This is a genomic window from Streptomyces sp. NPDC060366 (assembly GCF_042725135.1).
Taxonomy (GTDB): domain Bacteria; phylum Actinomycetota; class Actinomycetes; order Streptomycetales; family Streptomycetaceae; genus Streptomyces.
Map to the genome: position 1 here is coordinate 42,688 of NZ_JBHXDC010000014.1, position 12,793 is coordinate 55,480.

14 protein-coding genes are annotated in these 12,793 nt (G+C 69.1%); 2 read left to right on the forward strand and 12 right to left on the reverse strand.

Features of this window, described 5'->3' with window-relative positions; genetic code table 11:
* Positions 1–22 precede the first annotated feature (22 nt).
* On the forward strand, positions 23–2,155 hold the full coding sequence (locus ACFWHU_RS28395; protein ID WP_387228273.1) for a hypothetical protein: 2,133 nt from the start codon (positions 23–25) through the stop codon (positions 2,153–2,155).
* Positions 2,156–2,194: 39 nt separating this feature from the next.
* Here the strand turns inward: ACFWHU_RS28395 and glmM are convergent, their stop codons facing one another.
* The 4 genes from glmM to ACFWHU_RS28415 form a co-directional block, all read right to left on the reverse strand.
* Entirely contained in the window at positions 2,195–3,553 is a 1,359-nt protein-coding gene (gene glmM, locus ACFWHU_RS28400; RefSeq protein ID WP_385791578.1) for a phosphoglucosamine mutase, read from the reverse strand.
* A 149-nt stretch (positions 3,554–3,702) separates the two neighbouring features.
* Positions 3,703–4,230, reverse strand: a complete 528-nt coding sequence (gene rpsI, locus ACFWHU_RS28405; protein WP_385791580.1) for a 30S ribosomal protein S9 — start codon at positions 4,228–4,230, stop codon at positions 3,703–3,705.
* A gap of 42 nt (positions 4,231–4,272) precedes the next feature.
* A complete protein-coding gene (gene rplM, locus ACFWHU_RS28410; protein ID WP_147874332.1) occupies positions 4,273–4,716 on the reverse strand; it encodes a 50S ribosomal protein L13 in 444 nt (147 codons plus the stop codon).
* A 247-nt stretch (positions 4,717–4,963) separates the two neighbouring features.
* Positions 4,964–6,586: an ABC-F family ATP-binding cassette domain-containing protein gene (locus tag ACFWHU_RS28415; RefSeq protein ID WP_385791582.1), complete on the reverse strand. Its 1,623-nt coding sequence runs from the start codon at positions 6,584–6,586 to the stop codon at positions 4,964–4,966.
* A gap of 95 nt (positions 6,587–6,681) precedes the next feature.
* On the opposite strand from ACFWHU_RS28415, the gene ACFWHU_RS28420 reads away from it, so the two are divergent.
* A complete protein-coding gene (locus tag ACFWHU_RS28420; protein WP_387228278.1) occupies positions 6,682–7,563 on the forward strand; it encodes a hypothetical protein in 882 nt (293 codons plus the stop codon).
* Here the strand turns inward: ACFWHU_RS28420 and truA are convergent.
* From truA to map, 8 genes are all read right to left on the reverse strand, one after another.
* The gene (gene truA, locus ACFWHU_RS28425; RefSeq protein ID WP_387228280.1) at positions 7,534–8,424 is read right to left on the reverse strand and encodes a tRNA pseudouridine(38-40) synthase TruA; all 891 of its coding nucleotides are present in this window, start codon (positions 8,422–8,424) and stop codon (positions 7,534–7,536) included. The two genes, ACFWHU_RS28420 and truA, sit on opposite strands and share 30 nt — an antisense overlap.
* An 80-nt stretch (positions 8,425–8,504) precedes the next feature.
* Positions 8,505–9,026 (reverse strand): 50S ribosomal protein L17, encoded by a 522-nt coding sequence (gene rplQ, locus ACFWHU_RS28430; protein ID WP_385791588.1) that lies wholly within the window; start codon positions 9,024–9,026, stop codon positions 8,505–8,507.
* A 133-nt stretch (positions 9,027–9,159) separates the two neighbouring features.
* Positions 9,160–10,182: a DNA-directed RNA polymerase subunit alpha gene (locus ACFWHU_RS28435; protein WP_147874337.1), complete on the reverse strand. Its 1,023-nt coding sequence runs from the start codon at positions 10,180–10,182 to the stop codon at positions 9,160–9,162.
* 117 nt (positions 10,183–10,299) lie between these two features.
* The gene (gene rpsK, locus ACFWHU_RS28440) at positions 10,300–10,704 is read right to left on the reverse strand and encodes a 30S ribosomal protein S11 (protein WP_003956432.1); all 405 of its coding nucleotides are present in this window, start codon (positions 10,702–10,704) and stop codon (positions 10,300–10,302) included.
* A gap of 64 nt (positions 10,705–10,768) precedes the next feature.
* Positions 10,769–11,149: a 30S ribosomal protein S13 gene (gene rpsM, locus ACFWHU_RS28445; protein ID WP_164252337.1), complete on the reverse strand. Its 381-nt coding sequence runs from the start codon at positions 11,147–11,149 to the stop codon at positions 10,769–10,771.
* Positions 11,150–11,335: 186 nt separating this feature from the next.
* Positions 11,336–11,449, reverse strand: coding sequence for a 50S ribosomal protein L36 (gene rpmJ, locus ACFWHU_RS28450; protein ID WP_003956441.1), 114 nt, complete (start codon positions 11,447–11,449; stop codon positions 11,336–11,338).
* Positions 11,450–11,504: 55 nt separating this feature from the next.
* Positions 11,505–11,726 carry a translation initiation factor IF-1 gene (gene infA / locus ACFWHU_RS28455; protein WP_003956442.1) on the reverse strand — a complete coding sequence of 74 codons (222 nt, stop codon included), beginning with the start codon at positions 11,724–11,726 and terminating at the stop codon, positions 11,505–11,507.
* 214 nt (positions 11,727–11,940) lie between these two features.
* Positions 11,941–12,777, reverse strand: a complete 837-nt coding sequence (gene map / locus ACFWHU_RS28460; RefSeq protein ID WP_387228405.1) for a type I methionyl aminopeptidase — start codon at positions 12,775–12,777, stop codon at positions 11,941–11,943.
* Positions 12,778–12,793: the final 16 nt, after the last annotated feature.

Here is a 12,793-nt window from a genome sequence, read left to right on the forward strand (position 1 = left end):
TGACGACGATGAAGAAGGCCTTGTGAGCGACGACGAGAAGTCCCGGCTCGGCGAGTTCAGTGCCCGGTTGGCGAGCGACGACATCGACATCGTCCGGGAGGCTCTCGACGACTACCGGTCGGCACAGGCGGACACCAGGTGGGGCGTGGACAACCCCTACTTGCCACTGGCCGACGAAGTACGCTTCGCCGCCCGAGACCTCCTCGGGCAGCCTCCGTCCGGCCACAGCCACGAGAGCGCTCTCACCATGATGTGGCATCTCGCCGAGGAGCAGGACGCGGAGTTGATCGCCGACGCCCTCGAAGGCGCCCCCGACGCCGGCGTGCGACAGATGGCGCTTCTCGCGGCCGGCACCGCTCTCACCGAGAGCGAGGAGCCGGACCGGCGGCTGCTCGCGCTGATCACCGCCATGGTGCTGGACGAGAGACTGGATGTGCGGGATCGCAAGGACGCCCTGCACGCCTTGGACGATCTCGATCTCCCGGAGGTCGAGAACCTCATCGTCCGTCAGAGTGAGTCGTCCGAACTCGAACTCCAGATGTACGCGGCGGCTTGCCTCGCGACGCCTGTGCGGCTCCGCGCCCACCGCGACCGCCTCGGTCGGCTCGCCAAGTCCTGGCCCGAGGACGCGGGTTGGGAGGCCGGGCAAGTTCGCGAAGCGCTCGAGGGCTTCCACAGCATCTACTGGGAAGACACCGAACCGGACGATCCGGCACTCCGGAAGGCTCATGACGAGCTGAGGTTCCCGCTCAGCGACGAGGGATGCCTGCGGGCATTCGCCACCCTGCTCCGCAGCGAGGACCCGGTCGCCGTGGGCATCGCGCTCGACCACTACGAGTCCTCGGAAGGCCTGCGTCATGTCCTGGAGGACGAGGAACGTGCCGATGCCTACCTGCCGGAGGTGCTGGCCCGCGCTCGTGAGGTGCTCCGGCGGCCGATGTCTCCCGCCGAGGCGAGCGCCCTGAACATGATCGGGAGCCTGCACGCCGAGCCCGGCGACGCCGGCCTCCTGCGGGGTGTTCTCACCCGTACGGACTCGGACGCGGTGCGCAACGAGGCCGTCTGGGCAGCCCGGGGAGTGCTCGACAAGGCCGAGGTGAAAGACGAGGGGCTCGTCGCCGCCCTCGGCGACCTGATCTTCGACGCGTCCGGCACGACAGAGACGGCGATCCGCGTCCTGGCCGACAGCCTCGGCGCGGACGCGGACGACATTCTCCTGCGGGCACTCCGCGAGTGTGAGCCGGAGGTGCAGGCCTACGCGTCCTATTACCTGATCGGGACGGGAGGCCTGGATCGGCACCGCGCCGTCCTGGAGGAGGTCGCCGAGAGCTGGGGCGACCGGGCTCCCCAGCATCCCTGGGGCCAGGACCCCATCGAGCTGATCTTCGGAAAGCCGCACAGCGTCCACTGGGAAGGACACCGGTTGGCGGACCCGGACCTCTATCACGCCCACAAACGGCTGAGGGCTCCCACGGTGGACGAGTCGTATCACCGGGCGCTTCGCACGTTGCTGGAAAGCGACGATCAGGCGGCCGTGGGCATCGCCCTCGACCACTGGTGGAGTCCCGACGGCGCCGTGAAGCGGGGCGGCGACAAAGCACGTGAACCCGAGAGGGCACTCGTCCTGGACCGCATCCGGGAGACTCTGCGGCGGCCTCCCTCATCGGCCGGCTTCAGCCGGGAGTACGGGCCCGAGGCCATGCATCTCACCGCGCTGTCCGCGCTGGACGTCGTGGCAGGGGAAGAGCCGTCCCTGCTGGCCGAGGTCGTGGAGACCGCCGCGAGCGATCACGTTCGCCGCCGGGCTCTCGATGCGGTGGAAGCGGTGTTCAACGATGCGCAGCACGCTGACCGCCGGCTCGTCGAGGCGCTCGGGAATGTCGCCTGCGACGAGAACGTGCCGTTGTACGACCGTGTCAGGGCACTGGAAGCGCTGGACGAGTCTCCGGGGACCAACTCCGTGGACGCGCTCGTCCGGGCGACGCGCTGCCCCGAGGTAGAGGTTCAAGCCGCCGCGGCATGGGGGCTGATGTGGGACGAGGTCATCGAGGACCATCGCCCCATGCTGGAGGAACTGAGCGCGAGCTGGCCCGTGGAGGACGCCCCGCGGGAGGTCGCACGCGTGCGGGACAGGCTCGGCGCCGCCGAGGAGTGAGGCGGGGGCGCCGGCCGCCCTCGCCCCGCCCCGATTCCCCTATCCCAGCGCCGACTTCACCACGTCCGCCAGCCGCCCCGCCACCGCGCGCGCCTGCTCGATGTCGGCCGCCTCCACCATCACGCGGACCAGCGGTTCCGTACCCGAGGAGCGCAGCAGTACACGGCCGGTCGTGCCGAGCTGCTGTTCGGCCTCCGTCACCGCCGTCGCCAGCTCCGCCGATGTCGTGACGCGCGACTTGTCCACGTCGGGCACGTTCACCAGCACCTGCGGCAGCCGTCGCATCACGCCCGCGAGGTCCGCCAGCGAACGGCCCGTGCTCGCCACGCGCGCCGCCAGCATCAGGCCGGTCAGCGTGCCGTCGCCGGTCGTCGCGTGGTCGAGGACGATGACGTGCCCGGACTGCTCGCCGCCCAGCGCGTAACCGTGCTCCTTCATCGACTCCAGTACATAGCGGTCGCCGACCGCCGTCTGTACGAGGCTGATGCCCTCCCGCTCCATCGCGATCTTGAAGCCGAGGTTGGACATCACCGTGCCCACCACCGCGTCGCCGCGCAGCGTGCCCGCCTCGCGCATCGCGAGGGCCAGCACGGCCAGGATCTGGTCGCCGTCGACCTCCTCGCCCGCCGCGTCCACGGCGAGGCAGCGGTCGGCGTCGCCGTCGTGCGCGATGCCGAGGTCCGCGCCGTGCTCGACGACCGCGGCCTTCAGCAGCTCCAGATGCGTGGATCCGCAGCCGTCGTTGATGTTCAGGCCGTCCGGCTCGGCGCCGATCGTGATGATCTCCGCGCCCGCGCGGGTGAACGCCTCCGGCGACACGCGGGCGGCGGCGCCGTGCGCCTCGTCCAGGACGACCTTGACCCCGTCGAGCCGGTTCGGCAGCACGCCGATGAGATGCGCGACGTACTGGTCGAAGCCCTCGTCGTAGTTACGGACCCGGCCCACGCCCGCGCCGGTCGGCCGCTCCCACGGGGCACCGGTGCGGTGCTCGTCGTACACACTCTCGATCCGGTCCTCCAGTTCGTCGGCCAGCTTGTGACCGCCGCGCGCGAAGAACTTGATGCCGTTGTCCGGCATGGCGTTGTGGCTCGCGGAGAGCATCACGCCGAGGTCGGCGCCCAGCGCCCCGGTGAGATACGCCACCGCCGGGGTGGGCAGCACACCGACGCGCAGGACGTCCACGCCCGCGCTCGCGAGACCCGCCACCACGGCGGCCTCAAGGAACTCGCCCGACGCACGCGGATCGCGCCCGACGACCGCTGTCGCCCGATGGCCCTCGAACGTGCCCGCCTCGGCGAGTACATGCGCCGCGGCGACCGACAGGCCGAGCGCGAGCTCCGCCGTCAGATCCGCGTTGGCGATGCCGCGCACGCCGTCCGTGCCGAAGAGTCGTCCCACAGCTGTCCCTCCGAAAAGTGCTCAGAAATTGCCCCGAAGAGCCCGGAAAACGAACGCCCCGGCAGCACAGAGTGCCGCCGGGGCGAACATATGCCATACAAACGCCGTACGACCGTAAGGGCCATGGCGCGGTAGGGCGGAGCCAGCGTTTAGCGCTTGCTGTACTGCGGCGCCTTGCGGGCCTTCTTGAGACCGGCCTTCTTGCGCTCGACCGCGCGGTCGTCGCGGCTCAGGAAGCCGGCCTTCTTCAGCGGGGCGCGGTTGTTGTCCACGTCCGCCTCGTTCAGCGAGCGGGCCACACCGAGGCGCAGCGCGCCGGCCTGGCCGGAGACGCCGCCACCCGAGATACGGGCGATGACGTCGTAGCGGTTGTCGAGCTCGAGCACCTTGAAGGGCTCGTTGACAGCCTGCTGGTGAACCTTGTTCGGGAAGTAGTCCTCGAGCGAGCGACCGTTGATCTTCCACTTGCCGGTGCCCGGAACGATCCGGACGCGGGCGATGGCGTTCTTACGGCGGCCCAGGCCGGCGGCCGGCTGGGGGTCGCCGAAGCGGGACGCCAGCGACTCGGAGGTGTACTCGCCCTCGACGGGGGTCTCCGACTCGAAGGTCGTCACCTCGGCGAAGGTCTCCTCCGCCTCGGGGGCGTCCACGGGGGTCTCTGCAGTGGTCTCGGCCACGATGTTCCTCAGATTTCTTTTCGTCTTAGGCGGTGGCCGGAATTACTGCGCGACCTGGGTGATCTCGAACGGGACCGGCTGCTGAGCGGCGTGCGGGTGCTGGTCCCCCGCGTAGACCTTCAGCTTCGAGAGCATCTGACGGCCCAGGGTGTTCTTGGGGATCATGCCCTTGATGGCCTTTTCCACGGCCTTCTCGGGGCTCTTCGCGAGCAGCTCGTCGTAGCGGACGGAACGCAGACCACCCGGGTAACCGGAGTGGCGGTACGCCATCTTCTGGGTCTTCTTGTTGCCGGACAGGTGGACCTTGTCGGCGTTGATGATGACGACGAAGTCGCCCATGTCCATGTGAGGGGCGTAGATCGGCTTGTGCTTGCCCCGGAGGAGGTTCGCTGCCGTAGTCGCCAGACGGCCCAGGACAATGTCCTGCGCGTCGATGATGTGCCACTGGCGCGTGACATCGCCGGGCTTGGGGCTGTACGTACGCACGGTCGTAGCCTTCGCTTCTTCAGTGAGTGGGTCCTGACAAGGCCACCCGGACGATCACGACAGCCCTGGCAGACATACGGGGACGCAACCCGTGCCTGCCGCTGGATCATCGGCCCGGTGGACCGGCGTAAGGGCCTCTCACGTGAGAATGAACAAGCCAATACGCATAACGAACCAGAAGGATACCCAGGGTGCGCCGTACGGGTCAAAACGAGGCCCCCGCCCACGGATGCGCCCCGCGCGAGCCCTACCGCGCGCGCACCACCCGGCGCTCGTCCCAGACCGGCTCCGACGACTCCCGCACCACCCCGTCCGAACCGAAGACCAGATAGCGGTCGAAGGTCTTCGCGAACCACCGGTCGTGGGTCACGGCCAGCACCGTCCCCTCGTACACCTCCAGACCGTCCTGGAGGGCCTCCGCCGACTCCAGGTCCAGGTTGTCCGTCGGCTCGTCCAGCAGCAGCGCCGTCGTCCCGCGCAGCTCGAGCAGCAGGATCTGGAAGCGCGCCTGCTGCCCGCCCGACAGCTTGTCGAACGGCTGGTCCCCCTGGCGCTCCAGCTCGTAGCGGCGCAGCACGCTCATCGCGCCGCCCCGGTCCTTCGCGTGCTCGGTCCACAGGATGTCGACCAGGCTCCGTCCCAGCAGCTCCGGATGCGCGTGCGTCTGCGCGAAGTGGCCGGCCACGACCCGCGCGCCGAGCTTCCACCGCCCCGTGTGCGCGACCGACGGATCGCCCGCCAGCAGCCGCAGGAAGTGCGACTTGCCCGATCCGTTCGACCCGAGCACCCCGACCCGCTCGCCGTAGTAGATCTCCAGCGAGAACGGCTTCATCAGACCGGTCAGCTCCAGGTTCTCGCAGGTCACCGCCCGCACCCCGGTCCGGCCACCCTTGAGCCGCATTCGGATCTCCTGCTCGCGCGGCGGCTCCGGCGGCGCCCCCGCCTCCTCGAACTTCTTGAAGCGCGTCTGCATCGCGTGGTACCGCGACGCCATGTCGGGGCTGATCGCCGCCTGCTGCCGCAGCCGGTGGACCAGCGCCTTCAGCCGCGCGTGCTCCTCGTCCCAGCGCCGCTTCAGCTCCTCGAAGCGCGCGAACCGCTCCTTGCGGGCCTCGTGGTACGTACCGAAACCGCCGCCGTGCACCCATACGTCCGACCCGGCCGGGCTCGGCTCCACGCTCACGATCCGCTGCGCGGTGCGCGCCAGCAGCTCCCGGTCGTGGGAGACGAACAACACGGTCTTACGGGTTTCCCCCAGCCGCTCCTCCAGCCACCGCTTCCCGGGCACGTCGAGGTAGTTGTCGGGCTCGTCGAGCAGCAGCACCTCGTCCGGCCCGCGCAGCAGCGCCTCCAGCACGAGCCGTTTCTGCTCACCGCCGCTCAGCGTCTTCAGCGCGCGCCACTGCGCCTTCTCGTACGGGACGCCGAGCGCCGCGACCGTGCAGATGTCCCACAGCGTCTCGGCCTCGTACCCACGCGCCTCCGCCCAGTCGCTCAGCGCCTGCGCGTAACTCATCTGCGCGGCCTCGTCGTCGCGCTCCATGATCGCGGTCTCGGCGCGGTCCACGGCCCGTGCCGCTTCCCTGATCCGCGGCTGCGCGACGGAGACCAGCAGGTCACGGACGGTGCGTTCGTCCCGTACGGAGCCGACGAACTGCTCCATCACGCCGAGCCCGCCGGACACGGTGACCGTCCCGCCGTGCGGCTGGAGGTCCCCCGCCATCAGCCGCAGCAGCGTCGTCTTGCCCGCGCCGTTGGCTCCCACGAGCGCCACGACGGCGCCCTCGCCCACCCGGAACGAGGCGTCGCCGAGCAACACCCGTCCGTCCGGTAGGTAGTACTCCAGGTGCGCGGCCTCCAGATGTCCCATGCCTCGCATTGTGGGGGCCGGAACCCCACTCTCCCAACCCAATTCCGTTCCCGGCCCGGAACCTGAACCCCCTTCGCGCCGTCTAAACTCCCGCCATGAGCTTTGGTCAAGGGGGGCCTTACGGGCCGCCCCCACAGGGGCCGTACGGATCGCGGGACCCGCAGGGGCAGACACCGGACTGGGCCGCGCTCGCCGACGCCTCGGCACAGCGGGCCCGCCGCAGGCGGTGGACGCTGATAGGCGGCGGCGTACTCGCGACCGCCGCCGTCGCGGCGATCGTCGCCACGGCCGTCGTCTCCGCGAACGGCGACGGCGGTGACCGCGCGAACGGCAAGAACACGAGCGAGCTGCCCGCGGCGCCCGACCTGCCCAGCGAGAGCGCCGAGCCCGAGCCGTCGTTCTCCGACGCCGAGCCGCTGCCGCCGCCGGACCCGAAGGACTTCATCTCCACCGAGGACAAGGACAAGCTGCCGCTGGGCGCCGACACCCTCTTCCCCGGCGCGAAGCTGACGATGGGCGACCGCGAGTACACCAAGGGCGCGACGAACAGCACCACGAACTGCGCGGGCGCCACCCAGGGCGACCTCGGCTCGATCCTCGCCGCCAACACCTGTGACCAGGTCATCCGCGCCACGTACACCCGTGGCGGCACGGCGGTGACCGTCGGCGTCGCCGTCTTCTCCACCGAGACACAGGCGCTGAAGGCGAAGAAGGAGGCGCGCGGCGGTCTGGCCTCGCTCTCCGGGTCGGGTGTCGCGACGTTCTGCCGGGGCGGCACGATCTGCCGCAAGACCACCAACTCGTACGGCAGGTACGTGTACTTCACCGTCGGCGGCTTCACCAACGGCAAGGACGTCGTGAAGTCCGACAAGGACGTCTACACCACCGGTGACGACGTGGCGGAGTTCACCTTCCTCCAGATCCGCCGTCGCGGCGAGACGCAGGCGTCAGCAGCAGCCACCGCACCCGTCGACTGAGTTGGTCCCCCCGGCAGCCGGCAGGGTCCGCTTGTTGCGGGCCAGCCGGTTGCGCGCGGCGAGCTGGTCGTCGGCCGGGTAGCCGACCTCCTCCAGGGTGAGGCCGTGCGGCCGTACGACATGGACGGCCGAGTCCCGCACCCCGGCGGCCAGCACCTTCGCCGGCCACTCCACGGGCCGGTGCCCGTCGCCCACGAACAGCAGCGCGCCGACCAGCGAGCGCACCATGTTGTGGCAGAAGGCGTCGGCCCGCACCGTCGCTGTGATGACACCGTGCGCGTCCCGCTCCCACTCCAGCCGCTGGAGCGTGCGGATCGTCGTCGCGCCCTCGCGCCGCTTGCAGTACGCGGCGAAGTCGTGCTCCCCGACCAGTCCCGCCGACGCCGCGTTCATGGCGTCCACGTCCAACGTCCAGTCGTGCCACAGGACATGGCCGCGCAGCAGTGGGTCGACACCGCCGGGATCGTCGGTGACGCGGTAGGCGTACCGCCGCCAGATCGCCGAGAAACGGGCGTTGAAGCCCGGTGGCGCCTCCTCGACCCTCCACACCCGTACGTCGTGCGCCAGGCGCCCCGCGAGGCGCCTCAGCAGCTTCTCCCGGTGCTCGGCCCACAGCTCGGAGGGCAGATCGACGTGCGCCACCTGTCCGCGCGCGTGCACACCGGCGTCCGTGCGCCCCGCGACGGTGAGGTCGTACGACTCCGAGGACCGCGTCACGACCTTGAGCGCGTCCTCGATGTCCCCCTGGACGGTCCGCCGGGTGGCCTGCCGCGCCCACCCGGAGAAGTCCTTCCCGTCGTAACTCAGGTCGAGCCGTACCCGTACGAACCCGGGCGCCGCACCCTCGGTCTCCTCGCTCACCACTCACCCCATTCACGCGGAACGGGCCCGCACCGCCCCTGAGGGTGATGCGGGCCCGTTCTGCGACCTCGAAAAAACGGTCAGGCGTCCTTGGAGTCCTTGGACTCCGCGGCGGCCGGCTCGGCGTCCTCGACGGCCTCGACGGGGGCGTCCTCCTTGGAGGACTCCTCCTTCTTGAGGGCGTCTTCCTTGACGGCGCGCTTCGTCGCGGCCTCGGCCTCACCGGTGGCCTTCTGCGCCACGGTCAGCGCCTCGACCAGCTCGATGACCGCCATCGGGGCGTTGTCGCCACGACGGGGGCCGATCTTGGTGATACGGGTGTAGCCACCGGGGCGGTTCTCGTAACGCGGAGCGATCTCGGTGAAGAGCGTGTGCACGATGCTCTTGTCCGTGATCGTCTGGAGAACGAGGCGACGGTTGTGGATGTCGCCCTTCTTCGCCTTGGTGACCAGACGCTCGGCGACCGGACGCAGGCGGCGGGCCTTGGCCTCGGTCGTCGTGATCTTGCCGTGCTCGAACAGCGCCTTCGCGAGGTTCGCGAGAAGCAGCCGCTCGTGCGCGGCGCTGCCGCCCAGACGGGCACCCTTGGCGGGCTTCGGCATGGTGTTACTCCTTCATATCTGCACCGGCCGTATCAGGTACCGATGTCAGTTCCCCGCAGACGGTCGTCTGCGGAAAGGCGAATCAAGCCCGTCCGGCGTCTGAGGACAGAGCCTCAACCCCGGGCCCGGGGTCCTAGTACTGCTCGGTCTCCACGAAACCGGCGTCCGCGTCGTCGTCCGCGCCGAACGCGTCAGCCGCGGCGGTCGGGTCGAATCCGGGCGGGCTGTCCTTGAGCGCCAGGCCCATGCCGGCCAGCTTCGCCTTGACCTCGTCGATCGACTTGGCGCCGAAGTTACGGATGTCGAGCAGGTCCGCCTCGGACCGCGCCACGAGCTCACCCACGGAGTGGATGCCCTCGCGCTTGAGGCAGTTGTACGACCGAACGGTGAGCTCGAGCTCCTCGATCGGCAGGGCGAGATCGGCGGCGAGCGCCGCGTCCGTCGGCGACGGGCCCATGTCGATGCCCTCGGCGTCGATGTTGAGCTCGCGCGCCAGACCGAACAGCTCGACCAGCGTCTTACCGGCGGACGCCATGGCGTCGCGGGGGCGCATGGCCTGCTTGGTCTCGACGTCGACGATCAGCTTGTCGAAGTCGGTGCGCTGCTCGACACGGGTCGCCTCGACCTTGTACGTGACCTTGAGCACCGGCGAGTAGATGGAGTCGACCGGGATACGGCCGATCTCCTGGCCCACCTGCTTGTTCTGGACGGCGGAGACGTAGCCGCGACCGCGCTCGACGGTCAGCTCCATCTCCAGCTTGCCCTTGCCGTTGAGCGTGGCGAGGACGAGGTCCGGGTTGTGGCACTCGACACCGGCCGGGGGCGCGATGTCGGCGGCGGTGACCAGGCCGGGACCCTGCTTGCGCAGGTACATCACGACCGGCTCGTCGTGCTCCGAGGAGACGACGAGCTGCTTGATGTTGAGGATGAGGTCGGTGACGTCCTCCTTGACGCCCGGCACGGTGGTGAACTCGTGCAGGACCCCGTCGATCCGGATGCTGGTGACAGCGGCACCGGGGATCGAGGAGAGGAGCGTACGACGCAGGGAGTTACCGAGCGTGTAGCCGAAACCCGGCTCCAGGGGCTCGATGACAAATCGCGAACGGTATTCGTCGACGACCTCTTCGGTCAGCGACGGACGCTGAGCGATAAGCATGGAAAATGCCTCCAGTCTTGGCACCCACTATTTGATGCCAACAGGACAAGGGTACGGGCGGTACGGAGCAAAGGCCCCGTACCGCCCGCGATCCGTACCCCCAGGGGGTACAGAGGGTCAAACGCGGCGACGCTTCGGGGGGCGGCAGCCGTTGTGCGGGGTGGGGGTGACGTCCTGGATCGAACCCACCTCCAGGCCGGTGGCCTGGAGCGAGCGGATCGCGGTCTCACGGCCGGAGCCGGGACCCTTGACGAAGACGTCGACCTTGCGCATGCCGTGCTCCTGCGCGCGGCGGGCGGCCGACTCGGCGGCCATCTGCGCGGCGAAGGGGGTGGACTTGCGCGAGCCCTTGAAGCCGACGTGGCCGGCGGAGGCCCAGGAGATCACGTTGCCCGAGGGGTCCGTGATCGAGACGATGGTGTTGTTGAACGTGCTCTTGATGTGGGCGTGCCCATGAGCGACGTTCTTCTTTTCCTTGCGGCGCACCTTCTTGGCAGCGCCCTGACGACCCTTGGGGGGCATCTATTACTCCTACGGGAGGTGGTCGGTCCTACAGCGAAGACCGCTGATGAGCGTCCGCTGAGGACTACTTCTTGCCCGGCTTCTTCTTGCCGGCGATGGCGCGACGCGGACCCTTGCGGGTACGGGCGTTCGTGCTCGTGCGCTGGCCGTGGACCGGCAGGCCGCGACGGTGACGCAGACCCTGGTAGCAGCCGATCTCGACCTTGCGGCGGATGTCGGCCTGGATCTCGCGACGGAGGTCACCCTCGGTCTTGAGGTTGCCGTCCACGTACTCGCGGAGCTTGACGAGGTCTTCCTCGGCAAGGTCGCGGACGCGGACGTTGGGGTCCACGCCGGTGGCGGCGAGGGTCTCCTTGGACCGGGTGCGCCCGATGCCGAAGACATAGGTGAGGGCGACCTCGACGCGCTTTTCGCGCGGGAGGTCAACGCCTGCGAGGCGTGCCATTCATGGCTCCTGAGTGATTTCGGAGGTCTTCCGCAGTGACTGTCCCGGACATCGGTGCTCTCTCCGGGTCCCCGGCCTCCGCCGGGGGTGTCGGCGCCATCAGCTGATGCGGATGACGTCGGACACTGCGTATATACGTGTTCGCTCGCGTCGCGCGAAGTACTGCGAGATGCAGGTGGTGCTGCGTCAGCCCTGGCGCTGCTTGTGGCGCAGGTTGTCGCAGATGACCATGACCCGGCCGTGACGGCGGATCACCTTGCACTTGTCGCAGATCTTCTTGACGCTCGGCTTGACCTTCATGGTGTGAGGTTCTCCGGGTCAGTGCCTGCACCCCGGAACCGGGGTGAGGCAAGATCTACTTGTATCGGTAGACGATCCGGCCACGCGTCAGGTCGTAGGGAGACAGCTCCACCACTACCCGGTCATCGGGCAGGATTCGGATGTAGTGCATCCGCATCTTGCCGCTGATGTGCGCGAGGACCTTGTGACCGTTCTGGAGCTCCACCTTGAACATGGCGTTCGGGAGAGACTCGATCACGGTGCCCTCAATTTCGATGGCACCTTGCTTCTTGGCCACGCTTCGCCCTTCGAATCGGCTACCTTGGTCGATTCTGGACCGCCGTATGTGGACACACGGGTACACCAGAGCCGACGAGTCAGTCTACGGCAGGGCTCCCGAAAAGACGAATCCGTTGAGTTTGCCCACCACTGGAGATCGTCAACCCCCCGATCCCTCGAACGGGTCTGATCCCCCGACGCCCCGGACTCCGTCCGGCCGACGGAGCCGTCCGTCAGCCCAGCGGGTCCGGCGCCGCCGTGACGCCCAGCTCCGCCAGCTTCGCCTTGCCCCCGTCGACCGCGGTCAGGACGAGCGGGCCGTCCTCCGTCAGGGCGATCGAGTGCTCCCAGTGCGAGGACCAGGTGCCGTCGGTCGTGATGACCGTCCACTCGTCGGCGAGGACCTCGGTGTGCGGGGTGCCGAGCGAGACCATCGGCTCGATCGCCAGGCAGAAGCCGGGCACCAGCTTCGGACCCTTGCCGCGCTTGCGCGCGACGTAGTTCAGCAGGTGCGGCTCCATGTGCATCTGGGTGCCGATGCCGTGGCCGCCGTAGTCCTCGACGATGCCGTACTTGCCGCCGCCCGGCTTCGGCTGGCGGCGGATGTACGTCTCGATCGCGCGCGACACGTCGACCAGCCGGTTACCGACCCGCATCGCGGCGATCCCCGCCCACATCGACTCCTCCGTCACACGGGAGAGCTCGACCAGCTCCGGTGCGTGACCGTCGCCGACGAACGCGGTGAAGGCCGCGTCGCCGTGCCAGCCGTCCACGATCGCGCCGGCGTCGATCGAGATGATGTCGCCGTCCTTCAGTACGGTCTTGGTGTCCGGGATCCCGTGCACGACCACCTCGTTGACCGAGGTGCAGATCGTCGCGGGGAACCCGCCGTAGCCGAGGAAGTTGGGCTTCGCGCCGTGGTCCGCGAGGACCTTGCGCGCGACCTCGTCCAGGTCCTTCGTGGTGGCGCCGGGCACCGCGGCCTCGCCGGTGGCCGCGTGGATCGCGGCGACGACCAGTCCCGCCTCACGCATCTTCGCGATCTGCTCGGGGGTCTTGATCTCCACCATGACGGCGGCCTGCCTC

Coding starts and splice junctions, on each gene's coding strand:
- ACFWHU_RS28435 (WP_147874337.1), bottom strand. CDS start 10,182: ATGCTTATCGCTCAGCGTCCGTCGCTGACCGAAGAGGTCGTCGACGAA.
- ACFWHU_RS28420 (WP_387228278.1), top strand. CDS start 6,682: ATGAGCTTTGGTCAAGGGGGGCCTTACGGGCCGCCCCCACAGGGGCCG.
- ACFWHU_RS28415 (WP_385791582.1), bottom strand. CDS start 6,586: ATGGGACATCTGGAGGCCGCGCACCTGGAGTACTACCTACCGGACGGA.
- rpmJ (WP_003956441.1), bottom strand. CDS start 11,449: ATGAAGGTCAAGCCGAGCGTCAAGAAGATCTGCGACAAGTGCAAGGTG.
- rpsK (WP_003956432.1), bottom strand. CDS start 10,704: ATGCCCCCCAAGGGTCGTCAGGGCGCTGCCAAGAAGGTGCGCCGCAAG.
- rplQ (WP_385791588.1), bottom strand. CDS start 9,026: ATGCCGAAGCCCGCCAAGGGTGCCCGTCTGGGCGGCAGCGCCGCGCAC.
- rpsM (WP_164252337.1), bottom strand. CDS start 11,149: ATGGCACGCCTCGCAGGCGTTGACCTCCCGCGCGAAAAGCGCGTCGAG.
- map (WP_387228405.1), bottom strand. CDS start 12,777: ATGGTGGAGATCAAGACCCCCGAGCAGATCGCGAAGATGCGTGAGGCG.